The sequence below is a fragment of the Microbacterium mangrovi genome (assembly GCF_000802305.1).
Lineage (GTDB): Bacteria > Actinomycetota > Actinomycetes > Actinomycetales > Microbacteriaceae > Microbacterium > Microbacterium mangrovi.
Genome location: NZ_JTDK01000001.1, coordinates 77,552 through 102,438, shown reverse-complemented (window position 1 = coordinate 102,438; position 24,887 = coordinate 77,552). Strand labels below are relative to the sequence as shown.

20 protein-coding genes are annotated in these 24,887 nt (G+C 71.0%); 1 reads left to right on the top strand and 19 read right to left on the bottom strand.

Features of this window, described 5'->3' with window-relative positions; genetic code table 11:
- Positions 1 to 14: 14 nt before the first annotated feature.
- The 18 genes from LK09_RS00485 to LK09_RS00400 form a co-directional block, all read right to left on the bottom strand.
- Complete coding sequence (locus LK09_RS00485) at positions 15 to 1,286, bottom strand: amidohydrolase (RefSeq protein WP_039394188.1); 1,272 nt, start codon at positions 1,284 to 1,286, stop codon at positions 15 to 17.
- 107 nt (positions 1,287 to 1,393) lie between these two features.
- A complete protein-coding gene (gene tsaE / locus LK09_RS00480) occupies positions 1,394 to 1,891 on the bottom strand; it encodes a tRNA (adenosine(37)-N6)-threonylcarbamoyltransferase complex ATPase subunit type 1 TsaE (protein WP_039394185.1) in 498 nt (165 codons plus the stop codon).
- Positions 1,888 to 3,009: an alanine racemase gene (gene alr / locus LK09_RS00475; protein ID WP_039394182.1), complete on the bottom strand. Its 1,122-nt coding sequence runs from the start codon at positions 3,007 to 3,009 to the stop codon at positions 1,888 to 1,890. The genes tsaE and alr overlap by 4 nt, the downstream gene beginning before the upstream one ends.
- Positions 3,006 to 3,365: a holo-ACP synthase gene (locus tag LK09_RS00470; RefSeq protein ID WP_039394178.1), complete on the bottom strand. Its 360-nt coding sequence runs from the start codon at positions 3,363 to 3,365 to the stop codon at positions 3,006 to 3,008. The genes alr and LK09_RS00470 overlap by 4 nt, the downstream gene beginning before the upstream one ends.
- A 258-nt stretch (positions 3,366 to 3,623) precedes the next feature.
- A complete protein-coding gene (locus LK09_RS00465) occupies positions 3,624 to 4,718 on the bottom strand; it encodes a hypothetical protein (RefSeq protein WP_039394175.1) in 1,095 nt (364 codons plus the stop codon).
- Positions 4,719 to 4,891: 173 nt separating this feature from the next.
- Complete coding sequence (locus tag LK09_RS00460) at positions 4,892 to 5,779, bottom strand: nucleotidyltransferase family protein (protein ID WP_052226236.1); 888 nt, start codon at positions 5,777 to 5,779, stop codon at positions 4,892 to 4,894.
- A gap of 5 nt (positions 5,780 to 5,784) precedes the next feature.
- The gene (locus tag LK09_RS00455) at positions 5,785 to 6,972 is read right to left on the bottom strand and encodes an O-antigen ligase family protein (RefSeq protein WP_039394170.1); all 1,188 of its coding nucleotides are present in this window, start codon (positions 6,970 to 6,972) and stop codon (positions 5,785 to 5,787) included.
- A complete protein-coding gene (locus LK09_RS00450; protein WP_039394164.1) occupies positions 6,969 to 8,780 on the bottom strand; it encodes an ABC transporter ATP-binding protein in 1,812 nt (603 codons plus the stop codon). Before LK09_RS00450 ends, LK09_RS00455 begins: the two co-directional genes overlap by 4 nt.
- On the bottom strand, positions 8,777 to 10,852 hold the full coding sequence (locus LK09_RS20430) for a glycosyltransferase (RefSeq protein ID WP_052226235.1): 2,076 nt from the start codon (positions 10,850 to 10,852) through the stop codon (positions 8,777 to 8,779). The genes LK09_RS00450 and LK09_RS20430 overlap by 4 nt, the downstream gene beginning before the upstream one ends.
- Positions 10,849 to 13,095 (bottom strand): N-acetylneuraminate synthase family protein, encoded by a 2,247-nt coding sequence (locus LK09_RS00440; RefSeq protein ID WP_039394161.1) that lies wholly within the window; start codon positions 13,093 to 13,095, stop codon positions 10,849 to 10,851. Before LK09_RS00440 ends, LK09_RS20430 begins: the two co-directional genes overlap by 4 nt.
- On the bottom strand, positions 13,092 to 13,781 hold the full coding sequence (locus LK09_RS00435; RefSeq protein ID WP_407939133.1) for an acylneuraminate cytidylyltransferase family protein: 690 nt from the start codon (positions 13,779 to 13,781) through the stop codon (positions 13,092 to 13,094). The genes LK09_RS00440 and LK09_RS00435 overlap by 4 nt, the downstream gene beginning before the upstream one ends.
- 11 nt (positions 13,782 to 13,792) lie before the next feature.
- Complete coding sequence (locus LK09_RS00430) at positions 13,793 to 14,818, bottom strand: hypothetical protein (protein ID WP_039394155.1); 1,026 nt, start codon at positions 14,816 to 14,818, stop codon at positions 13,793 to 13,795.
- Positions 14,809 to 15,792: a CgeB family protein gene (locus tag LK09_RS00425; protein ID WP_039394152.1), complete on the bottom strand. Its 984-nt coding sequence runs from the start codon at positions 15,790 to 15,792 to the stop codon at positions 14,809 to 14,811. The genes LK09_RS00430 and LK09_RS00425 overlap by 10 nt, the downstream gene beginning before the upstream one ends.
- Positions 15,789 to 16,688, bottom strand: coding sequence for a glycosyltransferase family 2 protein (locus LK09_RS00420; RefSeq protein ID WP_039394149.1), 900 nt, complete (start codon positions 16,686 to 16,688; stop codon positions 15,789 to 15,791). Before LK09_RS00420 ends, LK09_RS00425 begins: the two co-directional genes overlap by 4 nt.
- Positions 16,688 to 18,154 (bottom strand): polysaccharide biosynthesis tyrosine autokinase, encoded by a 1,467-nt coding sequence (locus LK09_RS20425; RefSeq protein WP_052226234.1) that lies wholly within the window; start codon positions 18,152 to 18,154, stop codon positions 16,688 to 16,690. The genes LK09_RS00420 and LK09_RS20425 overlap by 1 nt, the downstream gene beginning before the upstream one ends.
- 16 nt (positions 18,155 to 18,170) lie before the next feature.
- A complete protein-coding gene (locus LK09_RS00410) occupies positions 18,171 to 19,184 on the bottom strand; it encodes a glycosyltransferase family 4 protein (protein ID WP_197060934.1) in 1,014 nt (337 codons plus the stop codon).
- Positions 19,185 to 19,204: 20 nt separating this feature from the next.
- Positions 19,205 to 20,152, bottom strand: coding sequence for a UDP-glucose 4-epimerase GalE (gene galE / locus LK09_RS00405; RefSeq protein WP_039394140.1), 948 nt, complete (start codon positions 20,150 to 20,152; stop codon positions 19,205 to 19,207).
- Positions 20,149 to 21,648: a sugar transferase gene (locus tag LK09_RS00400; RefSeq protein ID WP_082007955.1), complete on the bottom strand. Its 1,500-nt coding sequence runs from the start codon at positions 21,646 to 21,648 to the stop codon at positions 20,149 to 20,151. Before LK09_RS00400 ends, galE begins: the two co-directional genes overlap by 4 nt.
- Before the next feature lie 361 nt (positions 21,649 to 22,009).
- Between LK09_RS00400 and LK09_RS00395 the strand changes: the two genes are divergently transcribed.
- Positions 22,010 to 24,568: a helix-turn-helix transcriptional regulator gene (locus LK09_RS00395; protein WP_156138586.1), complete on the top strand. Its 2,559-nt coding sequence runs from the start codon at positions 22,010 to 22,012 to the stop codon at positions 24,566 to 24,568.
- On the opposite strand, the gene LK09_RS20420 is transcribed toward LK09_RS00395, so the two are convergent.
- Complete coding sequence (locus LK09_RS20420) at positions 24,543 to 24,869, bottom strand: hypothetical protein (protein WP_052226233.1); 327 nt, start codon at positions 24,867 to 24,869, stop codon at positions 24,543 to 24,545. The two genes, LK09_RS00395 and LK09_RS20420, sit on opposite strands and share 26 nt — an antisense overlap.
- Positions 24,870 to 24,887 lie beyond the last annotated feature (18 nt).

Genomic DNA, 24,887 nt, shown 5'->3' with positions numbered 1-24,887 from the left:
GGGCCTCTCCCGAATCAGACGCCGAGCAGCTCCAGCATCGCGTAGCAGGCGACCTTGGCCCCGGCCGGGATCGCGGCGAGGTCGACGTAGAACTCGGGACTGTGCGGGCCGTACGGGAACTGCTTGCCCGCGGCGACCGCCGTGGCGAACACCTCCGGGTCGGCGACCCCGATCATCATGTACGTGAATTCGATGTCGTCGTGCGGCCCCTTGAGCAGGTGCACGTCCTCGGATCCGGTGAACGGGGGGACGCTGCGCACGATCGAATCCTCGCCGAGCACGTCCGCGAGCGCATCGGCGAGGCGGGTCGCGAGGTCCGGATCGTTGACCAGCGGCGTCGAGCCGCCCTTCATCGTGTACTCCGGCATCCGGTCCTCGGTCACGCCGTAGGTGCGCGCGATGCCGTCGGTGATGTCGTGGATGCCGCGCAGCATCCGCTCCCGCACGGCCGGATCGAACCAGCGCAGGTTGAGCTTGAGGAGCGCCTCGTCGGGGATCACGTTGTTGTCGGCGCCGGCCTGCACCGCCCCGACGGTGAGCACCGCCGTCGCCGCCGGATCGATCATCCGCCCGACCACCGACTGGTACTGGACGATCGCCTGCCCCGCCATGACCACCGGATCCTGGGTGAGGTGCGGGGTCGAGCCGTGGCCGCCGTGGCCGAGGAGGCGCACGTCGAGCTGGTCGGTGCCGGCCATCAGCACACCCCCGCACGCCATGACCGTCCCCACCGGGAGCGGGACGGTGTGGAACCCGATGAACTGGTCGGGCACCGGAATCACGTCGTACAGGCCGCCGTCGACCATCGCCTTCGCCCCGGCGATGACCTCCTCCGCGGGCTGTCCGACCAGCACCGCCGTGCCGGCCCACAGCGACCGGTTCTCGGCGAGGAACTGCGCCATCGCGAGCATCCACGTCACGTGCGCGTCGTGCCCGCACTGGTGCGCGACCGGGCTCTCGGTGCCGTCGAGGCGCGTGACGCGCACGGTGCTCGCGTAGGGTCGTCCGGATGCCTCCGCGACGGCGTTCGCATCCATGTCGGCCCGGTACATCACCGTCGGCCCCGCGCCGTTCTCGAGCACGGCCGCGAGCCCGGTGCCGCCGATGCCCGTGGTCACGGTGTAGCCGAGCTCGCGGAGGCGTACAGCGGCGATGGCCGCGGTGCGCTCCTCCATGAAGCCCAGTTCCGGATGCCGGTGCAGATCGACGAACAGTTCGACGTTCGCGTCGTTCTGGGCATCGATCGCGGCGTCGATCGCGGCGACGGCGGCGGGAGTCAGAGGCATGGAGACGCTCCTTCGAGTCCGAGGGTTTCGCGGGCTGAGCTCGTCGAAGCCCAGGCCCGGCTCGCCCTTCGACAGGCTCAGGGCGCTGACTCAGCGTAACCCGGGCGTCACCGCTCCCCGCGAGTCACCGTCACCACACGCGGGGCGTCGGCATCCAGCTCCTCGTCCGGCGGGCCGCAGGCGGTGTCGGCACCGAAACCGCCGGTGGGGCGCTCGATCTCGACGTCCCACCACACCTCGGCGAGGTCGTCGGCGAGCCCGCGGCCCCACTCCACCACGACCACGGACCCCTCGACGTCCACGTCGAGGTCGTCCAGTTCGGCTGCGGATCCGAGCCGGTAGGCGTCCATGTGCACGAGGGGCACCCCGCCGACGAGCGACGGATGCGTGCGGGCGAGGACGAACGTCGGGCTCTGCACGGGGCCGCGCACGCCGAGGCCCGCGCCGATCCCCCGGGTGAGTGTGGTCTTGCCGGCTCCGAGCGGCCCGGTGAGCACCACGACGTCGCCGGCGCGCAGCATCCCGCCCATGCGCCGGCCGAGCTGCTCCATGTCGGCCGGGGAGACGATGTCGTGCCGGCCGACGAGCTCGTCGAGGCCGCTCACGACGACTCCGTCCGGCGCGGAACGCGCGGGCCGATGCGGGTCACGATCTCGTAGTTGATGGTGTCGGCGGCATCCGCCCACTCGGTCGCCGACGGCACCCCGAGAGTCGGGTCGCCGAACAGCACGACCTCGTCGCCCACCTGCACCGGGTGGTCGCCGACGTCCACGACGAACTGGTCCATCGCGATGCGTCCGGCCACGGTGAACCGCCTGCCGCCGATCAGCACCGGGCCGGCCCCGGACGCCTGCCGGGGCACCCCGTCGGCGTACCCGACCGGCACCAGTGCCAGCGTCGACTCGCGGTCGGTGCGATAGGTGTACCCGTACGAGACTCCCTGCCCCGCCGGAACCCGGCGCACGGCCGCGACGGCGGCGCGTAGCGTCATCGCGGGCCGCAGGCCCAGGTCGGCGCTGTCGCGGTCGGCGAAGGGCGACAGGCCGTACAGCCCGATGCCGATGCGCACGGCATCCAGCCGCGCCTCCGGCAGATCGATCGCGGCATGGGTGGCGGCGATGTGCCGCAGTGGCGGGGCGACGCCGAGGGATGCCGCCAGCGCCGTGGCATCCAGGAAGCGCCGCAACGCCTCGCGGTCGTCGTCGGCCGACGAGTTGGACAGGTGGCTCCACAGCCCCACGATGCGCAGGCGCCCGATCCGTTCGAGCCGGGCCGCCTCGGCCACCACCAGACGCAGATCTTCGGGCGGGATGCCGTTGCGTCCGAGCCCGGTCTCGACCTTGAGGTGCACGGCGGCGGGACGGTCGGCGATGGCCGCGGCCGCCGCACGCTGCAGCTGGTCGAACGACGAGATGCCGAGTTCGACGCCGGATGCCACGGCCTCGCCGAAGTCGGCGTCGGGAGCGTGCAGCCAGGCCAGGATCGGCGCGTCGATGCCGGCGCGGCGCAGCTGCAGGGCCTCCGGGATCTCGGCGACGCCGAGCCGGGACGCCCCGCCGTCCAGGGCGGCCAGCGCCGACCGCACGGCGCCGTGGCCGTAGCCGTCGGCCTTCACCACGGCCATGACCTCGACGCCGACGAGCCGCCGCAGATGCCGGACGTTGTCGGCGATCGCGGACGTGTCGACGACCGCCTCGCGCGGCATCCCGGACAGGCGGCTCATGCGTCGCTCCCCTCGGCGATGACCTGGGCGATCGCGGCCCCGGCGTCGTGCGACATCGACAGATGCACGGTGCGGATGCCGCGGGCCGCCACCACCTCGGCGGTCGACCCGCTGAGTTCGAACCGCGGTGCGCCTGCGTCGTTGCGGGTCACGTCGATCTCGTTCCAGTGCAGACCGTCGGAGCCGCCGAGGGCCTTGATCAGCGCCTCCTTGGCCGCGAAGCGGGCGGCGAGCGAGTGCAGCGGCATCTGCCGTTCGGCCGGCGTGAACAGCCGCTCGAGCAGCCGGGGCGTGCGGGCGACACTGCGCTCGAAGCGCTCCATGTCGACGAGGTCGACGCCGATACCGATGATCACCCGTCCAGGTTATCCGGGCATGACCCGGCACCCCCGCAGAGCAGACCGTCGCGCCTCCGGCCGTGACCGGGCCGGCGAGGGGACGGGAGGGTCGAGATCAGGCGGGAAGACCGTCATACGCGACGCCGAGAGAGCGGATCGTGAACGCGGCGCCGATCACGGCCAGGCCGACGACGATGGCGATCAGGGGCCGCGTCGCGCGTCGGCGCCGGGGCGAGCACCCAGGGGGCACTCGCCCGCTGCGCCCGAGCTCAGACCTCAGGGGCACGTCCAGGAAAGCACGACGGAGCCGTCGGCCCTGCCCGCAGGGTCGGCCGTCACGCCGCTGAGTCCGATGGTCGCACTGGTGCCGGGGGCGACGTAGCTCGTCCCGCCGCCGCCACCGCCGCCGATCAGGGCGGCACCGCTGTGCGTGTCGGTGAAGCCCCACATCGTCTCGCCGCCACCGCCGCCGCCGTAGCCGCCTCCCCCGCCGCCGCCCGAGGTGGACCAGCCATCGGGCGGCGAGCTCAGGACGGCGACTCCGCCCCCGTAGGAGGTGCCGCCGTTGCGGCCGCTGCCGGCGCCGCCCGGTTTGAACGTCGGCGGCTGCGGCCACGGACCGCTGTAGGTTCCCCCGGTTCCGCCGCGTCCGGTCGCGCCGCTCGAGCCGCCGTACGCGGATGCCTTCTGCCCGTTGGTCGAGCCGAAGCCCCAGCTGCCGCCCGAGGCTCCCGCGTCTCCGCCGCGCGGGCGTGCGCCGATCGAGATGTTGTTCCCGACGATGAAGTCACCGGAACCGCCACCGCCGCCGCCCGCGACGACCAGCGGTGAAGACCCGCGTACGATGGCCGAACCTCCGCCGCCGCCGGCGCCGCAGTTCCATTTGACGTAACTCGGGCTCTGGTCTCCCGGGGGCGCTCCCGCGCTGCCGCCGTCGCCGTAGCCTCGCCCTCCGGCGCGCTGCTCGGGCCCTGTCGAACCGCTGGTGGTTCCCGTCCCACCCTGTCCGACGTAGATGTCGAGAACTTCGCCGGGCGTCACGCTGATCGTTCCGGTGACCCTGCCGCCCTGGCCGCCGACCTGGTTGGCGGTGTCGCCTTTGACGGACCCGCCCGCGCCGCCGGTCACGACGAAGCTCAGCTCCGTCACCCCCGCGGGGACGGTGAACGGGACGCTTCGCGGAGACGAGGAGGACGGTGCACGGAAGGTCTTCGACCCCGCACCCGCGCAGGGAACGCTCGCAGCCGCGACCGGCGCCGCAACGGCGACCGCGACGACGGGGACCGACCACGCGGCCCCCTTGACCAGCGTGCGGCGAGAGAGACCACGCGGCGGGGTCGTGACGTCGTCCGCTTCTCGATCAGATCTCATGGCTGAACTCCTCGTTCGGTGCGGTGTGTCCGCGGTGTGCGTCGTGGCGGGCTTCGGAGCCCCGTCCAGGTTCCCCCGGCGCTCAGGCCACCGAACCGGACTTCGCCAAGATTGAGTACCTGACGGAGCATCATTGAGTGGTCGCAGGGCCGCCCCCGGTTTGCAAAAGCGCCTCACGGTTCGCGTTCGCCTCGGTTGCGGTAACGCCGGGCGAGCGTGCGACCGAGGGCCGCGAACGCCCTGCCGACGCGTGACAGCTGCTCTCGCGCGACCTCGGCGGCCTGCGGCTCGTGGCCGAGGCGCAGTCGCAGATGGGTTCGGTTGACCTGCAGGAGCCGCACGACCGTCCGCAGGCGTGCGCCCGCGGAATCCGCCGTGCGCATGCGCGCGATCCACTCGCCGAGACGGTCGTCGTCGTCACCGGACCAGTACTTCCACAGGGCGTAGTCCTCGCGGTCGGCGTGCAGTTCGAGCTCGCCGATCCCCGCCGCGAACGCCGTCTCTGCTCGGAGCTCGGCGGCGAGCGCACGAACCTCCCGGCGCAGATCCACCGGGCAGTTCGTCCACGTCTCCGGTCGGCTGGAGCCATGCGAGCGGGCGACGTGCATCGTCTGGATCAGGACCTGCGCGCGAGGTGAGGGGACGGCGCACGGCCAGTGCCCGATCTCGAGCGAAGTGCGCTCCTGCCAGAGGCGCTCGAACACCTCGCCAGCGGGCATCCGGAACCCGGGGACGGCGCGGTGGACGTCGACCCAGGTCCAGGCCGGATGCTCGTAGTTGGCGGCGTGGGCGAAGGGCGAGCCGTCGTCGAATCCGCTGCTGAGCGACCAGCCGCGCCCGATGAGCGCGGCGGTGAAGGCCTCGAGGTGCGCCGGACGCACCAGCACATCGGCATCCATCGAGGTGTGGATCGTGGTGCGCAAGGCGGCGTCGGTCGGGCCCTTGATGTGCAGGACGTCCGCCCCGGCCTCGTCGGCGACCGCCTGCAGGGCGGCGTGCGTCAGGTGCACGTTCGCCCAGATGGGCAGCGTTGCCGGCGGGTCGGCCGGGCTCGTGTCCATCTCCGTCAAGCACCCGCCGCCACATCCCGCTGCGCGACCCCCGGGAGGAGGTCCGCGGCGCTCTGCGAGGTCGCCGGGGGGCGTTGCGAGACGACCGCCAGATGGGCCAGCCCGACTCCGAGCACCAGGAACCCCGTCGGGCTGAAGAACGCCTCACCGAGCCGCGAGGCGCAGAAGAACACCACGAGGGTCGCTGCCGCCACGGCGCGGCTGTCCCACGCCCGGATCCCGATGACGCTCGGTCGCGCCGCCATGCCGAACCCGGCGAGCACGAAGCACAGGAGAAAGCCCACAGCAAGGATGAACCCGCCTTCGACCACGAGGTCCTGATACGAGCTGTTGAAGAACCACGTCGAGCCGTCGAGCTGAACGGTTCCCTGCGCCAGACCGAACCCGTGCCACGGGGCGTCGAGGAACTTCTCGGTCGAGGCGGCGTCGATCCGTGATCGGAGCGCGTCCGAGCCCGTGCGCCCGGCGAGGGAGCCGACGTCGTCGGCGAGGCTGTTGCTGGCCCAGATGAAGACGCCCGCCGCCACGACGCCGAGGACGATCTGGAAGGCTCGCCCGAGGTGCCGGGCCCCGAGGAGCCAGGCCACCGCGCAGAGGTAGGCCGCGGTCGATGTCCGCGACCCGGTCGCGAGCAGACCGGCTGCGCCGACCAGCAGGATGCCGGATCGCGCCCAGCGGGCCTGCGCGGTGAGCGTGGCCAGAATCGATCCGGCGGCGATCACCAGACCCGCCGCGTTCGGGTCCTGCAGATAACCGCTCAGCCGCCCGGCGTACGCATCGGGGGCGAGGCGGAGCGAGAAGAGCGCGGCGTTCGCCACGAGGCCGGCCGACAGCCCCTTGATCAACGACCCCGCATCGATCCGGCCGCTGGCGAGGAACCCGGCCATGAGCATCAGGGTGCCGATGTTGACCGTCCGACGGAGCGGATCGATGCCGGAGGCGAGCGTCCCGATCGCGGCGTAGGCCAGAAGAGCACCGGCCAGCCACGGATACCAGCCGGCCTGTGCGAGCGGACGGACGGGGCGCCGGCAGGCAGCGAGGACGACCAAGGCGAGAATCGCGAGCTGCGCGGTCGGCAGGGAGGCGACCAGTGGGATCCGAACGACGATGAGCATCCCCACCAGAAAGTCGGTGATCCGCGCCGAGTGTCCGGCGGGGACCAGAATGCCGTCCGCCGGTCTCACGGCAGCTCTCCGAGTTCGACGAGCCGGGCGAACGACGGCGTCGATGCGCGCACCTGTTCGAAGGTCCCCTGCGCGTCGACCCTGCCGTCGGCGAGGAAGACGAGGCTGTCGGCATGCCGCACCGTCGAGAGACGGTGCGCGACGATGATCACCGTCATCCGTCCGTGCAGCTCCCGCAGGGTCCGGGTGATCTCGTGCTCGGTCTCGTTGTCGAGCGCGGAGGTCGCCTCGTCGAGCACGAGCACCCGCGGGCGGCGGAACATCGCCCGCGCAAGCCCGACCCGCTGGCGCTGGCCGCCGGAAAGGCGTGTGCCCCGCTCCCCGACGATCGTGGCGAGACCCTCTGGAAGCAGGTCGACCAGTCCCTCGAGCTGCGCCATGCGCAGCACCTCCCGAAGGCGCGCGTCGACGTCGGGACCCTCCGGGACGCCGAACACGATGTTCGCCCGCAGGGTGTCGTTGAGGAGGAAGACATCCTGCGGGACGACTCCGAGACGTTCGTACCATCCCGCGGGATCCTCGAAGATCGAGATCCCGCCGCACAGGATGTCGCCGGACGTCGGTCGCAGCAGCCCCAGGACCAGATCCAGCGCCGTCGACTTCCCGGCGCCGCTCGAACCGACGATGGCGGTCGTCCGGTGCTCCTCGATGGTGAGGCAGAGGCCTTTCAGCACCGGCTCCGGCGAGTCCGGATAGCGGAACCCCACGCCGCGCAACTCGATGTCTCCCCGGTAGTCGAGCGGGCGACGCGCCGATGCCGGCTCGCGGCGGGGCGGTGACCCGAGGGACGCGACGGCGTTCGTGAGGATGCCCAGGCTCACCGTCCCCGACCGGACGGATGACACGTTGGCCGACACCCGCGTCATGATCGGAAGCCCGCGCAGTGCGGCGGCCGCGAAGACGGCGAGGACAGTCAGCGCCGAGTCGGCCGAGCCCGTCGCGAAGAGGATCGCCGCCATACCCGCGATCGCCAGCACGAAAACGACCTGCAGGAGGTACTTCGGCATCTCGGCGAGGATCGAGAAGGCACGGTTCGCCTCCGCGGATCGATCCCGGGCACCCCCGTATCCGTCGACGAACCGGTCGGCGGTCGCGGACAGGCGCGCTTCGCGGAATCCCTCGAGAACCGGGGTGATGTGCGACCACGCGTCGAGGCTCGCCGCGGCGAGATCATCCCCGACACGAAGCTGACGCGCACGGAACACCCACTGGAAGACGACCATCGCCGCCGCGAACAGTGCGATCGTGAAGACGGTGACCAGGGGTGACGTCACGAACAGCACGACCGCGATGCCGGCGAGCGTGAGGGCGTCCGACACGACCGTGATCGCGTTCAGCAGCGCGTTCCCGGAGAAGGCGGTCATCTCGGTGACGTTGCGGTAGATGTCGGCCGTGTTCCGCGCCCGGTGCGCGGCATACGACTCCCCCGCGTAACGCCGGAGGAGCTCGGTGGCCGCACGCGCCGCGATCCTGTTGGTTCGCCCGAGCTGCCACCAGCGGAACGCGATCATCAGCACGCTGCTCACGACGAACAGCACGGCCACGCACAGAGCGAACAGCGGGATGAGGACGCCGGGTTCGCGGGTCCGGAACAGGTCCGCGACGAGGCCGACGGCCGGCGACGACGTGTTCGGGTCGGACAGCAGCCGGGTGAGGGGAACCATCGCCGCGAGCCCGACCATGTCGATGAGGGCGAGCACCAGCGAGAGTCCGATGGTCGTGGCGACCCATCGGGCCGGCGGGACGTCCGCCAGCCGGAGCAGCGTCGTGAACCCCCGCAGCATCGGGGTCTCACCGAGCCCGGTCATCGCGGAGTCCTCGTCTGCCCGTCGAACTCGTAGGCCCGCGCGATGCCGGCGGCCATCCGGGCGGTCCCGGAGACGGGATCGGCCGGATCCGGGACGCCGGTGAGGATCTTCCCGGCGACGGATGCCGCGTCGGCCGTGCGCACGAGCGAGCTGCTCCCGACGATCTCGCGATTGCCGCCGACGTCCGACGCCACGATGCGCATCCCGTGTGCTCGGGCATCCAGCAGGGTGTACGAGCAGTTCTCCCACACGGAGAGCTGGACGAGCACGTCGGCGCGGTCCATCGCTTCGCGAGGATCGAGGAAGCCGGGGAAGCGGATCGAGGCGGCCACGCCGAGATGCGTGGCGAGCGCGAGCAGTTGGTGGCGCAGCGGCCCGTCGCCGGCGATCGTCAAGGTGGCATCCGGTCGAATCCCGTGCACGATCGCGAAGGCCTCGATGAGCAGGTCGATGCGCTTCTCCGGTGCCAGTCGCGACAGCGAGAGAATGCGCAGCGCGTCGGCTGGCCCGGTGCGTGTGGCGGGTCGCTCCGGCGGATCCACGCCGTTGGGCACGACCGCGATGGGCTGCACGACGTGCCACTTGGCGATCATCGCGTCGCGCGTGGCACGCGAGACGGCGATCACCCGGTCGAAGCGCCGCAACCGCACCCGGTGCACGAGCGCCATCGCATGCGCCTGCACACGCGAGTCGTGGTAGACCGAGTCCTCGCCCGCGATGCCGTGTTCGGTCGTGACTCGCCGGGTGCGCGTCGGAAGGCGCGTCCCCGCGCTGACGATGTCCGCGTAGGCGAGATGGGAGTGGACGATGTCTGCACCGAGAGCGCCGGCCACGCGGGCCAGCGCTGCCCGCGACGCGCGGAAACCGGCATCCGGACCGAACGGCGCGGCGACGACGGCGGCGCCCTGCCCGCGCAGCCGCTCCGCGAGCTCACCCTCGGGACACAGCACGACGACCCGCCACCCCGGGACACCGACGCGCGTGGCATCCAGCACGTGCCGGGCCACGCCGCCGAGACCGCCGACGGGGATCGCCCAGAGGGCGAGCCCGCCCACGGGGCCGTCGGTGGCATCCGTGCCGGTCCCGGCGGTGAGGGACCGGGTCGACTGCCAGGCGTGGTCTCGTGACCGGTGCGGATCGCGATACCCGGCACGGCCGGCGGCCTCGACGCCCAGGGCGATGACCCGCCCGCGCAGCGCCACCGGCATCCGGGCAGGCAGGCGATCGACGATGCGCCCGACGCGCCGCCACGCGCCCGGGCTGCGCAGGGCGACCGCGGCGAGGGTGACGGCGGTCTCCCACAGCCGTGCCGGCACAGTGGTCGCGATCGCCGTCTCGTGCCGCGTCCCGGGATGGGCGGCTTCGAACCCCCGCCGGCTGGCTCCGGAGACGAACGCCCGCGGCATCCGCACCTCGGCGCTCGGCGCCGGGCCCCGATGCTCGATCTCGAGCGCCGGATCGATGACGATCCGCACTCCCGCCTCATGCAGGCGGAAGCCGAACTCGCTGTCTTCGCCGTACTCGAATCGCGGGTCGAATCCGCCGACGCGGTTCCACGTCTCGCGGGTGATCGAGTTGTGCGCGGCCCAGTGCATCCACCGTTTGTCCGGGGCGCGCCCGGCGATCGCCGCCAGGGCGCGACGATTCGCCGGCACGCCGTACGCACGCGCATAGGGCGTGTCTGCGAAGACGTCTCGTGTCGCCCCGATCACGCCGAGCGCGACGGCGTCGCCCGCATGCCAGCCGACGTGGCGTCGCACCATGTCCGCTCGCGGGCTGAGGTCGTCGTCACAGCGGATGAGCACGTCGCCGGCGGCTGCCGCGTACGCGTCGTTGAGAGTTGCGACGACGCCACGGCTCTCGGGCGAGGCGATCACGCGGAGCGCGAGCCGGTCTTCGTACGCGGCCACCACCGCACGCGACCCGTCGAGCTCGCCGTCGAGGGCCACCACGACCTCCCACGGGCCGTCATAGTCCTGGACGGTGAGGCGTTCGAGGAGTTCCGGCAGGCGCTCCTCGCCGCGATATGTCGGGACGATCACCGACGCCGCGACACCGCTGCTCTGCGTCACAGCCACGCCTCCAGACGCTCGAGCGCGGTCCAGAAGCCTTCGCCTCCGTTGACGTGCCCCTGCCAGATCTCCGGGATGAACGGGACACCGGGAGCACGACGCTCCATGGCCGCCGCGAAGTCCGGCCAGTCGATGTCCCCGTCGCCCACTTGCACGCCTTCGCCGTCGACGCCGGTCGCGTCCACGAGGTGCAGGTGGATGGTGTGCGGCAGCAGCAGTTCGGTCGCGGCAGAGAAGGGGATGCCGAGGAAGTTGCTGGCGAGCTTGGTGTGCGACGCATCGAAGCACAGGGCCGTGCCCGTCTCGCGCGCGAACTCGGCAGTGTCGCCCGGATCGAGAAACAGGTTGTGGAACTGCTGCCCGCCCATGAGCCACGGGAACGGCGGCAGGGTCTGCGCGGCGATCCGCACCCCGTCGGCGTCCAGGCGCTCGAGAGCATCGGCGATGCGGGCGTACTTGGCGCTGCGCGCGGCGGAGGGCAGGTGGCGATCCTTGGTGAACCCGCCCATCGTGACGACCATCACCGGGTCCTGCTGCGCGGTGAACCAGCGCCGCAGACGACGGGTGGTGTCGATGGTGCGCTGCACCTCGGCGATCGAGCGCTCCCAGACCTCAGGGTCCGCGGACGAGAGATCCACCAGGAAGTCGCCGGCGAACAGATCCGGAAGGTGAGTGGTGAATCCCATGGAAAGCGGCTCCCGGAAGAAGTCGTCCATGTCGAGTTCGAGGTCCGCGTACGAGAAGTGGAATTCGAGGAAGTCCGGGTTGGACTGCTCGGCGAGCTCCGCGTGGTCGTGGTACCGGACCGGGAGGCCCCACGGGCGGCCGAAGGCGAACGGACGCCCGACCGGAGTCTGGTCATGCAGATCGCCGTCGAAGAAGAAGTCGCCGGCAGCGAGGCTCCGCCGCATCGTGCGCCCGAGCAGCTGCGGCAGGGCATTCGGCTGCAGCCCGCGACCGGGGCTCTTGACCGCGATGTCCGCGGCGGTCAGGGCCGTCCCCGCGGAGACCGGACGGGCTGCCACGAGCGACTTCGCCAGAGTGACCCGGTTCATCATCTCGCCGGTCGACACCGCCCTCGCGGCGCGGGTGCCGAGGGCCGCCTCGGTGTCGCGGATCTGCGCCACCATCGTGGCGAATTCGCCCGGCAGCAGCGAGACGGTGTGGTCGTTGCCCTCCATCTCGCGGTCGATCGTGAAGTGCTTCTCGATGATGCGCGCACCGCGGGCCACCGCGGCGACCGGCACGTGCCAGCCGCGCTCGTGGCCCGAGTATCCGACGACGGACCGGCCGATCTCGGCAAGCCTGTCGAGGTATGCGAGGTTGAGGTCCTTGTACGGAGCCGGGTACGTCGACTGGCAGTGCAGCAGCCCGTAGGACGCGCCCCGTTCGCGCAGCAGTGCGACCGTCTCTTTGATCTCGCTCTCGCGCGACATTCCTGTGCTGAGCACCAGTGGCAGGCCGTGGCTCGCCGCGTCGGCGATGAGCTCGTGATTGGTGAGATCCGCCGACGCGATCTTCAGGCCTGGGATGCCGTAGTCGGCGAGCGCGTCGACGCTCGGGGAGTCCCACGGGGTGCACATCACGTTGATGCCGGCGGCGCGGGCGTGGTCGAAGACCTCGAACAGCTTCTCGGCCGGCAGCGAGAAGCGGCGCAGCAGATCGAGCGTGTACTGCGCACCGAGGTCTTCACCGCCGGTCACCGCGCCGCGCTGACGGTAGAGGGCGTCCATGTCGCGCAGTTGGAACTTCACGGCATCCGCCTCCGCATCGACGGCGAGATCGACCAGATGCTTGGCGAGATCGACCGAGCCGTTGTGGTTGTTGCCGACTTCGGCGATGACGAACGCGGGGTTCCCCTCGCCGATCTCGTGCCGTCCGATCCGCAGGATGTCGGCACGGTCGATCGCGACGGCCACCACGTGGCCGCGCTCGTCCACGAGCGGCACGTGGCTGATGCCGTTCACCGTGAACGCCTCCGCGATCGCCGCCGGTGCGGTGGATGCCGGGAGCGTGCGGACGCGGTTGTTCGCGACCTCTCCTGCCGTGGCATCCGTGGGCGCCGCCGGGTTCTCGATGATCCAGCGGCGGAAGTCGCCGTCGCTGAGCGAACCCTGCAGGATGCCGTGCGCGTCGACGCAGAAGACGATCCGCTGCCGGTTCGCACTGATCTTCGCGAGGGCGGAGATGATCGAGTCCTCGGCGAAGACGAGGAACGGGGCGAGGTCGCGTTCGATGATCATTTCGGGCCTTCTCCATTCCGGTGGGCGACCAGTTCGGCGAGGATCTGCTCGGCGACGCGCAGGTCGACGACGCTGTCGATGTCGACCGCCTCGCGCTCGTCGAGCACGAACAAGCCGGTTCGTCCGCCGATGCGGTTGCCGAGGCGCTCGTACACCTCCGTGCGGGTGATATACAGCGAGCCGTTCTCGAAGTAGCGGTAGTCCGCGGGACCGAGGTCCTGGCGCCGCGGGCGCGCGGCGACGTCGTAGGTCGGGACCGCCGGATCGTCGAGTGCCCAGAAGAACGGGGTGTGCGGCACGACGCCGATCAGCGAGTCCACGCCGGTCACGGAGAACTGCTCCAGCGCGCGGTCGAGCGTCCCCGGGAGCCGCACGGGAGAGGTCGCCTGCAGGAGCATCACCGCATCGGGGCGTCGCCCCTCGGCGGTGCGGAAGTCGATCGCGTGCTGCACCACCGGCTCGGTGGGGGTGGTGTCCTGCGCCAGTTCCGCAGGCCGACGGAACGGCACGTCTGCTCCGGCATCCTGCGCGATCCGGGCCAGAACCGGATCGTCGGTCGAGACCAGGACGTCGAGTCCGGGAACGCCCAGGGCCTGCTCGATGGTCCAGACCACGAGAGGCTTGCCGGCGACGATGCGGGAGTTCTTGCCCGGGACTCCTCGCGACCCTCCCCGGACCGGGATCACGCAGAGGACCCTCACTTCGGCCCCCCTTCGGAGAGGACGCGCTCGGCGATCGCCCGCGCGGGTTCGATCCGGGGAAGGGCCGGGGCCGGCGTCGGCTCGCCGCCCCACAGGCGCAGCCCGTAGCGCTCCCAGAACTCCTGCAGCCAGGCGGGCGGGCGCACGCACGTGACCCATGCGGGGATCCCGGCGGCCGCGGCCTCCAGCACTCCGGTCGAGAAGATCGACACCACCGGGCGCGGTTCGTCCAGGAGGCTCCCCGGCTCGGCGAAGCGGATGCCGCGGGCACGCCAGCACGCGTGCGCCCACCGCGATCGCTTGTCGGTCTCCGCCGGATGCGGGCGGTACACGGCGTGATGACCGCGACAGAACGTGAACGCAGTGCCGCCGGAGATGCTGCGCGGCAACTCCGCACCATGCAGCTGGCCGAGGAAGACGGGCGCGCCATCGACCAGGTCCGCCGCGGGTCGCTGCGCGGCACTCCACAGCAGCTCGCTGCCGACGACTTCGCTCGTGACGTCAGCGCGGCCGGACCGCCAGAAGTCGGCATCCTGCTCGGAGAATGCGAGGAGATGGGCCCCGCGCGGAAGCGGAGCCATCTGCGGTGTCAGCAACCCGTGCTGCACGACGAGGAAGCGCGCGCCCAGCGCCCCGGCCCAGCGGTACGCGGCTGCCCCGGCGGGAAGGAAGTGTCCGGTCGCGACGACCGTGTGCGGGGTACCCAGCCAGACCGGCGGCGCGGAGTGGGGGTCGAGGCGCGCGACGGCCCACGTCCCGGGCAGCCGCGCCGACATGTCCTGCGGTGCCAGGACGGCGACGTGCGCGTCGCCCGTGTGCGCGAGCGGGGCCGCGAGCGAGGCCACCGCGGTCGGGGTGGACGCATCGAGGGCGAACAGGACGACCGGCGCGTAGCCGCGCAAGTGGAGCCACAGCGCGGGCGGCGCCGGACGGCGCAGCGCGTGACGTACGCTGCGCAGCCGATTGCGGCCGGCCTGCCACCGCTGCCAGGCGGCGAGGTCCTCCGGGTGCCTCAGAGCCATGCCTCCTGCACCTCCCCCATCCGGTGCACGAGGGTGTGCCGGGCCATCGTTCGTCTGCGTCCTGCGGTTCGGATGCCGGTCGCCCAGACGGGGTCTCGACGGGCGCGCTGGATGTGGTCGACGAGTTCGGCATCGCTGTGGAACACGAGCAGTTCGCGACCCGGCTCGTAGAACTCGGCGGCGTCCGTGCGGTCGATGAGCTGCAGCGCGCCCACGCCCGAGGCCTCGAAGGTACGCATCGAGAGACCGTCGTGCCCGTCGCCATGCACGTTCAGCGTTGCCAGGCTGCCCGCCATGACGCCGTAGTATTCGGCGCGGGACAGGTCGCGATGACTCGGCACGCCCGCGGATCGCAGTCGGCCCGTTCGGATGACGTCCCACGGATAGCGGGACCACTCGCGCCCGTAGGCTGCCACGGGGATGCCCCGCGCCGCGAGCATCGCGAGACTCTGCTCGCGGGCCGCGTAGCGTGCACCGACAAAGGTGATCGCACCGCTCGGACGCACACGGAAGTCGGTGAGCGAGTCGTACCCGTCGGGCAGGAACCGTGCCGGGACGCCGGCCCGGCGCAATGCCTCGACATCACGCGGACTGTAGCTGTAGACCGTCTCGACCGCCCTCAGAACGGCGGGCGCATGGTTCATCCGCTCGAGCTCGTCGTAGAGCCAGAGCGCCGTCCGCGCGCGCGACCTCGTCAGGGCATCCCACCATGCAGAACCGAGCACATCGCCCTTGACGACGAGCACCGCATCGGGGCGCACGGCCTCCAGCGCCGCGATCGCCGACTGCGTGGTGAGGCGCGCGGCTCGGGGACGGGCCACGGGCACCCGATGCGCGACGGCATTGCGAAGCCGCCGGCCGGCGTCGCCGCCGTCGTAGCGGTGCGTCGTGACGACGTGCCCGTGCGCAGCGAGGGCGGCCGCGATGGCATGCCAATAGCCGTGGAAGACCGGGCTGACGAGGAGGACCTTCATCGGGCGGCCCCCGCGCAGCGAAGAAGGGAGAGCTCCCGGCGGAACACCGCGACGGGGGCGACGTCGCGTCCGGCCGCGCGCCGCACCGCGTTCGACACCAGATTCACGGCGCTGGCCGCCGTGAGAGCGGCGCGCAGGACCCGCGGGGCCTCTCCCCACTTGCGGGCGTACCGGTGGCGGGAGCGCATCACCCAGGTGCGACGCGTCAGGTCGTCCGACGACCCGCCGCCCACGTGCGTCGCGGTCACGGTGCCAAGGAACACCGACACGACGCCGAGCGCGCGCAGCCGACGCTGCAGGTCGACCTCCTCGCAGTTCATGTGGAACCCCTCGTCGAAGCCGCCCGCATCGAGCACGAGGCTGCGCGGCAGCAGCAGCACCGCGCCGACCACCCAGTCGACGGGCGTCACGACCCCCGGAACGGCGCTCGTGTCGTGACCGACCGCGCGGTGCAGTCGCGGTCGGAACCGTGCGAGCGGAGTCAGCCACTCGATGACGTACTGGCTCGTCCGGGGAAAGATGCGCCCGGCCCACTGGCTGTCGCCGTCGGGCCCGACCAGCGCGCATCCGCAGACGGCGGGCATCCACGGCTCGGCAGCCCGGACGAGCCCGCCGACGAAACCCGGCGCCACCTCGAGGTCGCTGTTGAGCACGAGCACCCGGTCGTGCTCCGCGGCCCGCAGGCCGGTGTTCACGGCTGCACCGAAGCCGCCGTTGCGCGTCCGGCGCACCACCCGCACGCCGGGCGTGTCGGGGAACGCCTCGGGCGAGGCGTCGTCGACCAGGACGAGTTCGATCGCGGGCGCGTCGGTCTGCGCCCACAGCATGTCGATGAGGGCGAGCGCCGGGGCCGTGTCGCCGTAGTGCGGGATGACGACGGAGATCGGGCGGTTCATCACGCCTCCGCCGCCGCCGTCGTCTGCCCGCGCCGGCCCCGGCGCCCGGAACCCACGGCGGCCTCCGGCTGCGCGCCGCGTCGGGGCCCGGGGGCCGCGTCGCGCCTGATGCGCTTCGCACGGCGGCCCTTCTCGGCCTCCCGCGAGTAGTAGCTGTACCGGTAGTACTGGTAGCCGCTGTCGGAGTCGCCGAGGGGGACCTTGTTCATGACCACGCCGAGGAGATGCGCTTTGGCGGGTTCGAGGAACGTCCGTGCGGCGACGACCTCGGCCTTGCGCGTCTGGCCGACCGCAGCGACGAACACGACGCCGTCGACGAGGGCACCGACCAGCAGCGCGTCGGTCACCGGGAGCACGGGTGGCGTGTCGACGATGACCAGGCACTCGCGGCGCACCTCCGCGAGCAGCTGGCCGAGCGCCTGCGAGCCGAGCATCTCCGACGGGTTCGGCGGGATGCCGCCGGACGGCAGCACGAGGAGGTTCTCGTGCTGGGTCGCGACGACCGCGTCTCGCAACGGCAGCTGCCCGCTGAGTACCTCGCTGAGGCCGACGGTGCCGTCGATGCCGAACTTCCGGGCCATGGTCGGGCGCCGCAGGTCGGCGTCGATCAGAAGGACGCGCTCCCCGGACTCGGCGAGCACCTGAGCCAGGCGCACCGCCGTGGTCGACTTGCCTTCGCTCTGGTTGGCGCTCGTGACGGCGATGGTGCGCATCTGAGCGTCGACACTCGCGAACCGGAGGCCGGTGCGGATCTGACGATAGGACTCTTCGGCGAGAGCCTCGATGTCGGCCTTATGGCCCGTGCGCCGGGCGTCGAGCCGCGGTACTCGGCCGAGGACGCCGGTGCCCAGCAGCTCGTTCATGTCGGTGGCCGCCCGCACTCGCACGTCGAGAGCACCGCGCAGAAGCAGGAAGAGATAGCCGACGACAAGGCCGCCGAGCGCCCCGACGGGGACGATGAGCTTCCAGTTCGGGCTGCTCGGCGACGTCGGAACCGTCGCATTGTCGAGGGGCACGACCTTGAGCGCCGCGGAGCCGGCACCGGCCGACTTCTCGATGTTCGAGATGACGTCGGCGAGGGCCGTGAGCGCGCCGTTCGCGAGTCTCGCCGCGGATGCCGGGTCGTCCGACGAAGCGGTCACCTGGATCATCGTGCTGCCCCGCACGAGTCCGGCGCTGAGCGCGCCGGACAGATCGTCGGGCGCGACGCCCTCGATCGCCGCGATCTTCTCGCGCACCTGACCGCTCGTGATCAGCGGCAGGTACGACCCGGCGAGCTGGAGCGCCTTGTCCGACCCGGCGATCACCGTGGCGCTGTCGGCGGAGATGAAGCCGTTCGACGTCGCCGTGTACGTCTTCGGCGTGACGATGACGTAGCCGGTCGCCAGCAGAAGACCGGAGGCGACGGCGATGAGCAGCACACGCCAGCCACGGCGAGTCATCCGGACGAAGTCGAGGACGGTCATGGTTCGAAAACCTTCCCTATGCGCAGACGGCGGAGATCAATGACTGCACCTCGCGCGCTCCCGCTTCGCGCGAGAAGAGCATGCGCCACCGCTCCTGCTGTGCATCAAGATCGAGATGGATGATCCCCGTGGCGTAGCCGAGGATCTTCGCAGCGAGCATCTGTGCATCGCCCGCCGGGGCGACCAGGGGGTGATCGGCTCCGACGACATCGGGCAGGGCCCCGCAATCGCTCACGACGAGGGGAACCCGCGCAGCCATTGCTTCTGCGGCGACCAGACCGAATGCCTCGGGAAAGATGGAGGGGACAGCCAGGAGATCTATCTGCGAGAAGAATTCGTCGCGATCGACCCATCCGATCCGGTCGGTCATCGGCGCAATCCGCCTGAGCGCGGTCTGACATTCTCTTTGAACCCTCCGCGAAACGAATCGGGGCTCTCCGGCAAGGACAAGTCGAAATGATCCAGGATTATGTCTTTCGAGCACGCGCATGGCCTCACTCAGAACGCCGATTCCTTTGTTGATGGAAACGCGTCCGATGAATCCGACGATGAATGGTCCGCCATCCTTTCGCGCACGTTCCACCGATCCCGGGTCCGCCGTCCAATTGGAAAGGACGCGCGCCTGCGGGACTTGCGCGAGCATGGACTCCGAAGGGACGATCAGCGAGATCGCGCGCGGTCGCGCGAGTGCGGCGAGCACCCGATGCGCACGCGACAGCCACTGGTGCAGGTGAACGAGCCGATTCGGCATCCCTGCGGTCGCGACCGACGGCACCAGTCCGTTGCACCAGAGCAGCTCCGGACGTGTCCGGGAGGCCCAGCGCCGCAGGGCACGCATCCACTCCGCGCGGTTGCGCGCCGGCAGGGCGACGTACGGGATGCCACGGGCATCCGCCTCGGCGGCGACCGCGTGCGGCCGGCTGGGCGCGACGATCGTCACGCCCACACCGTCTTCGCGCAGCGCCTGGGCGATGCTGAACATCATGATCTCGCCGCCTCCGATCTCGCCGTTGTTGGTGGCGATGCTCACGTGCGGTGCGCGTCGGTCGCTCATGAAGTCGCCTCCCACGCTGAGCGCACGATGTCGGGCAGGGAGAACCGCGACCGCCACCCGACTTCGCGCGTGATCCGAGAGACGTCCGCGACCACCTCGGCAGCGTCCCCGCCCCGGCGCGGAGCGACGGTCGGCGTGACGCGTACGCCGGCGGCATCCCCCACGAGACCGATCACCTCGGCGACGGACGCACCGCGCCCGGTGCCGACGTTGAACACGCGGTGCCCCACCGCGCTCTCGCCCAGGTGGTCGAGCACCGCCACATGCGCCTCGGCGAGGTCGAGGGCGTGGACGTAGTCCCGCACGCCCGTCCCGTCGGGGGTCGGATAGTCGTCGCCGAAGATGACGGGGGATTCGGCCCGCCGTACTCGCTCGATGGCCGAAGGGAGGAGGCTCGTCCGGCCGGTGTCCGCGAGGTCCGCCCATCCGGTGCCGGCCGCGTTGAAATAGCGAAGGCTCGCAGCCCGCAGCCGGAAGGCACTCGCCGCCGACGCGGTCAGCTCCTCACCGGCGAGTTTGGTCGCGCCATACGGGTTGATGGGCCGCGCGGGATCGGTCTCACGGATCGCGCCGCCGGCGGTCTCGCCGTACACCGCGGCGGACGAGGAGAAGAGGAAGACGGCCCCGTCGGTCGCCCGGGCGGCGGTCAGCGCGTTGGCGAGCGTGCCGATGTTCTCGCGGTAGTACCGCGTCGGCCGGGTCACGGATTCTTCCACGCTCTTGCGGGCGGCGAAGTGCACGACGGCATCCGCGCCCCGGAAGGCGTTCACGAGTGCCTCGCCGTCGTGCATCAGGTCGAGTTCGTGCAGTTCGGCATCCCCCACTGGGCGACGCGTACCCGACGAGAAGTCATCGATCACCACCACCTCGTCGCCGCGGGAGAGGAGCACGCGCACGAGGTGTGATCCGAGGCATCCGGCGCCGCCGGTGACCACGATCCTCATGCGGCGCGCTCCCCCGGCGCGACGACTTCCCGGACTGTGCGTCCGAGGATCACCATGTCGCCGGGAAGGGACCAGTTCTCGACGTACGAGAGGTCGAGGCGAACGCTCTCCTCCCAAGACAGCGTCGAGCGCCCGCTGACCTGCCAGAGCCCGGTCATGCCGGGCTTGGCGAGGAAGCGCCGATGCACGTGGTCGTCGTACTTCGCCAGCTCGTCAGGCAGCGACGGGCGCGGACCCACGAGCGACATCGAGCCGCCGAGCACGTTGAACAGCTGTGGCAGTTCGTCGATGCTGTGCCTGCGCATCCAGCGCCCGAGCGGCGTGACGCGCGGATCGTCGCGTCGTTTGAAGAGCACCTCATTGGTGTCGTTCGTGCCCTTCACCTCGGCGAGCCGCGCTTCGGCGTCGACGACCATGGAGCGGAACTTGATCATGCGGAACCGCCTGCCGTTCTTGCCGACCCGCGTCTGCCGGAAGAAGGCCGGCCCGCTGACGCGAACGACGAGGCCGATCACCAGGAGCAGCGGCGACAGCAGTGCGATGAGGACGGCGGAGCCGACGATGTCGAAGGCGCGCTTGGCCGCGCACTGGCCCTTGCTGAGGTTCGGAGCCTCGACGTGGATCAGGGGCAGACCCGACACCGGGCGCGGGTGGATGCGAGGACCGGCGACATCGAGGATGCCGGGCGCGAGCACGAGCTGCTGCGGGCCGTTCTCGAGCGCCCACGAGATCTCTTTGACCTTGGAGGGCCCCAGCCCCTCGGTGCCGGCGACGATCACGGTGTCCGCCGAGGTCCGGGCCACGGCCGACGCCAGGTCGTCGATCGGACCCAGGTACGGGACGCCGGCCCGGGGCGAGATCGCGGTCGGCAGGCAGGCGCCGACGACCTCGTAGCCTGCGCCGGGCACTCGGTCGAGTTCATCGGCGAGGTCGCGCACGGACGACGCGGTTCCGATGAGGATGGCGCGCTCGAAGTACGCGCCGTGCTTGCGCTTGCCGGACAGCCAGACGCGCCAGGCCCAGCGGGACGCCTCGAGCAGCAGGATGCCGGCGGGCAGGGAGAGCAGCAGGTATCCGCGGCCGATGTCGAACTTGACGAGGAATGCGACGATCGCGAGGGCGCCGAACAGCCTGAGGCTGGCGTCGAGGACCCGGCTGTACTCTGCGTTGCCTGAACCGATCACCCCGGGCACGCGCGTGTCGGCGAGGGCGAGGGTCCACATCCACAGCGCGATGAGAACGAGCGAGAACACCCAGTACGGAATCGGCGTCACCAGGGGCGTGCGCGTGACGACGGTGTCCAGGCCGGCACCGAACCAGATCAGCTGGGTGCCGAACACGACGGTGGCGAGGACCAGCAGATCGGTGACCCACATCCGGCGAGCGAGCCGGGTCTTCCAGGTCTCTGCCGCCACCGGGCCGGCGGTCCGGGTCACGTGCACTGCGGCGGTGAAGGGCGATCCCAGGGGGTTGTTCGTCGTTTCGGTGGCAGTCATGGCTCCTTCCCGGGGACCGGGTCGTCGATCCCGGCCGGGCTCCGCGCGCTTCCGGTGCGGAGTCACACGGCGTTGCACCCGACGCTACGGATCCGATTCGTCTCACTGCGACCGAACTGCACAGAAGGAGTACTCATCGGTCGGAGTTGAGTAGTGCGAATGCGTCTATTGAGTAGTCCGGACACCTGAATTGAGTAGTCGCGGGGCATCCACTCCGGGCCGTCCTTCAATGCCACGCCCGGAATACGAGCATCACCCCCTGCGGACTCGGCGCACTCGAAAGTCACCCCTGCCGCTCACGCTCTCGACGGCCGTAGCGGCATGCGAAGATCGCTGGGGGAGGAAAGGCAAAGGGGGACACATGAATAGCCGATTGCACGCGCTCGAGGCCGCAATCGAATGGTTGCGCGACGGCGCCTCCGCGGACGTCATCGGTCGGCGCTTCAGCGGGCGCACCACCTTCATGCGCGGGATTCGGTCGCAGCTCGAGGACGAGGGCTGGCGAACCCTCTGGGTGTCGGGCAACGCCTTCCTGCAGAACTCGCCGCTGTCCTCGCTGGAACTCTCCGGGGTCATAACCGGGACCAGCCGGGGTCGCTCTGCGCTCCACTCCGCCGTGGCCGGGGTCGAGGGCCTTGCACGCCCGGAGCGCTTCGTCGTGCTCGTGGATGATTGGGACAGTCTGGACGATGCCAGCTGGGGCGTGCTCACCGCCGCACAGGAGCAAGTGGGGTTCCCCATCGTGCGGGCCACCCTGAGACGGCGCGCGCTGGCATCGTCGCCCACCGGCATCCACTTCGAACAGTCTCCGCGCACCTTCGTCGTCGATCTGCGACCGATGACGATCGACGAGCTGGAGCGCGTGCTCGTCACGCACCTCGAAGGCCCGATCGACAACGCGACGGCATCCCGGATCCTCGCCAAGTCGGGGGGCGTCGTCGGGCTCGCACTGAACATCGTGGACGCCGCGCGGGCCGAGGGCACGCTCCGGCAGACGGCCGGGCTGTGGCGCGCCGAGGCCGGCCTGTGGTCGGACTCGCTCACCCGGATCGCCGAGGCCTACATCGCGGGCATCTCGGAGGCCGAGCTCGACGTGCTCGAGACGCTCGCGCTCGTGGGCGAGCTGGATGTCGCGGAGGCGCGCGCCACCCTCGACTGGCGCGCGGTCGAATCCCTCGAGGACCGTGCGCTGATCCGCCTGTACTCGATCGGCTCGCGCCGGCTGGTGAGCGTCGTGCCACCGCTCGTCATGGAGCTCCTGCGCAATCAGACCCACTGCGCGCGACGCGACCGGGTGCTCCAGGACATCCTGAAAGACGGCATCCTCGACGGCGGCACCGGAACCGAGCGTTCGATGGCGGGACGAACGCAGGGGTGGGAGCAGCCCGATGCCCTGTTCGTGCGCTCCTTCGACGAGCACGCGCGCGGACGCCGGACGACCACGCGCGCACGCTGGCTCGCGGACCCCAGCCCGGCGACGGCCGTGCCGTTCCTGCAGGTGCTCAACGACCAGCACGCCGACCCGGACGAGATCGAGCTGGTCTTCGCGGGGACCGATGCCGCGGACGGGGACGACGAGAGCCGCGCGCAGTTCGCGATCCAGCGCGCCTGGTGGACGGCTGGCATCGACGGCGACCTGGACGCGGCTCTGACCGAGCTGGCGTCCGCGCGTGGCGGACTGGGGAGATACGGCCGGCTGGTGGACGCCGCCCGCGTCGACATAGAGTCGGCCTTCCGCGGCATTCCGGACGATGCCGAGAGCCTCCTCGCCATCGACGATGACGCCGAGCTTCCGCCGTCCGTCCGCGACAAGATCAGCGAATCGCGGCTGGCGACGTTCTTCAGCCTCGGACAGTTCGAGAAGGCCCGGACGGCGCTGCAGTTCCTCTCCGAGACCCCCCTTGGCGGCAGCGTCTACTCCCCCGGATTCCTGGCCGGCATGCTCGCGCTGTTCGACGGCGAACTCGACGCCGGCCTGGAATCCTCGATCCTCGCCTTCCATCGGGCCCGTGGCTCGCTCGACGCGGCTCGACTTCGCTCGTACGGGTACCTGTGCGCGCTCGGGCTGATGCTCTCCGGCCGCCGGAACGACGCACAGCCGTACATCGACGTCGTGCTGGCCCTCGGCCGGCCGCCGCACATTCCGCAGATCGTGCAGCTGGGGATCGCGAACGTCGGGATGCTGCTGGCCTTCCGGCGCGGCGACGCCGACGGTGCCGCCGTGATCGAGTCGCAGCGGCGCGACCTGCCCTTCACGGACGCGGGCACGCTGCCACTGGGCTCGTGGCCGGACGCACAGCGGTCCGTGGTCGCGGGCAACGTCCTCGCGAGCAGTGACGCCCTCTGGGCGAGCGGACTAGGCCAGTGGGAGCGCGGCGCCCGGGTGGGTGGACTGCTGAGCATGTTCGCCGCGCTCGAACTCGAGTACTCCGAGCAGCGCGCAGCCCGACTGACCGAGTTCGTCGGCCAAGTGGATTCCGAATTCTTCGCGGTGCAGCTCGAAGTCGTCCGCGCAGAAGCCGCGAAGAGCCCCGAGCGCCTGCGGGATGCCGCCCGGCGGCTGCAGGAGCTCGGCGTGGCCGGGCGCGCGATCACCGCGCTCCGGAAGGCGCTGAAGGCTCGCACCGGGAGCAGGTCCCGCGATCTGGATGCGGACCTCGAGCGGGCCGCTGACGAGCTGGGGATCGATGTCACGGCGTCCGATCCCTTCGACTTTCTCAGCGTCATCCCCAAGCTCAGCAAGCGTGAGATCGAGGTGGCGCAGCGGGCGGCAGAGGGGATGTCGAATCAGGAGATCGCCGACGAGCTTCTGCTCAGCGTGCGCACGGTGGAGAACCACGTCCACCGGATCATGCGCAAGACCGGCATCGAGAGCCGCACCGGGCTGGCGGAGTTCATGAAGGCCGCAAGCGGCACCTGAGCCGGTCCGGCGGGGCACCGTCCCGCTCGAGAAGCCCGGCACCCACGAGGCTTTCCAGCAACCCGGCCAGATCGACCGCGGCGAACGCCTCCTCCGCCCCGATCTCGGCGGCCGCCGCACGAAGCTCGGTGTCGTCCGAGGCTCCCTCGCTGAGGAGCACCCAGACCAGCCATGCCGATTCGCCCAGCTGGAACCGTTCGCCCGTCCGGACATTCGCAACCCAGGCGACGCGCTCTGCGCGGCCGCCCTGGCTCGCCTCGACCCAGGCGAGGCCCGGGCGCGCCCGGTATCGGGTCTCCATCGGCGCTGTGCTGACGGC

Bases quoted from the DNA above. Each gene is read 5' to 3' on its own strand.
- LK09_RS00430 (WP_039394155.1), bottom strand. From the start codon at position 14,818: ATGGCTCTGAGGCACCCGGAGGACCTCGCCGCCTGGCAGCGGTGGCAG.
- LK09_RS20420 (WP_052226233.1), bottom strand. From the start codon at position 24,869: ATGGAGACCCGATACCGGGCGCGCCCGGGCCTCGCCTGGGTCGAGGCG.
- alr (WP_039394182.1), bottom strand. From the start codon at position 3,009: ATGAGCCGCCTGTCCGGGATGCCGCGCGAGGCGGTCGTCGACACGTCC.
- LK09_RS00460 (WP_052226236.1), bottom strand. From the start codon at position 5,779: ATGGACACGAGCCCGGCCGACCCGCCGGCAACGCTGCCCATCTGGGCG.
- LK09_RS00425 (WP_039394152.1), bottom strand. From the start codon at position 15,792: ATGAAGGTCCTCCTCGTCAGCCCGGTCTTCCACGGCTATTGGCATGCC.
- LK09_RS20425 (WP_052226234.1), bottom strand. From the start codon at position 18,154: ATGACCGTCCTCGACTTCGTCCGGATGACTCGCCGTGGCTGGCGTGTG.
- LK09_RS00420 (WP_039394149.1), bottom strand. From the start codon at position 16,688: ATGAACCGCCCGATCTCCGTCGTCATCCCGCACTACGGCGACACGGCC.
- galE (WP_039394140.1), bottom strand. From the start codon at position 20,152: ATGAGGATCGTGGTCACCGGCGGCGCCGGATGCCTCGGATCACACCTC.
- LK09_RS00395 (WP_156138586.1), top strand. From the start codon at position 22,010: ATGAATAGCCGATTGCACGCGCTCGAGGCCGCAATCGAATGGTTGCGC.
- LK09_RS00485 (WP_039394188.1), bottom strand. From the start codon at position 1,286: ATGCCTCTGACTCCCGCCGCCGTCGCCGCGATCGACGCCGCGATCGAT.
- LK09_RS00440 (WP_039394161.1), bottom strand. From the start codon at position 13,095: ATGATCATCGAACGCGACCTCGCCCCGTTCCTCGTCTTCGCCGAGGAC.
- LK09_RS00465 (WP_039394175.1), bottom strand. From the start codon at position 4,718: ATGAGATCTGATCGAGAAGCGGACGACGTCACGACCCCGCCGCGTGGT.
- LK09_RS00450 (WP_039394164.1), bottom strand. From the start codon at position 8,780: ATGACCGGGCTCGGTGAGACCCCGATGCTGCGGGGGTTCACGACGCTG.
- LK09_RS00400 (WP_082007955.1), bottom strand. From the start codon at position 21,648: ATGACTGCCACCGAAACGACGAACAACCCCCTGGGATCGCCCTTCACC.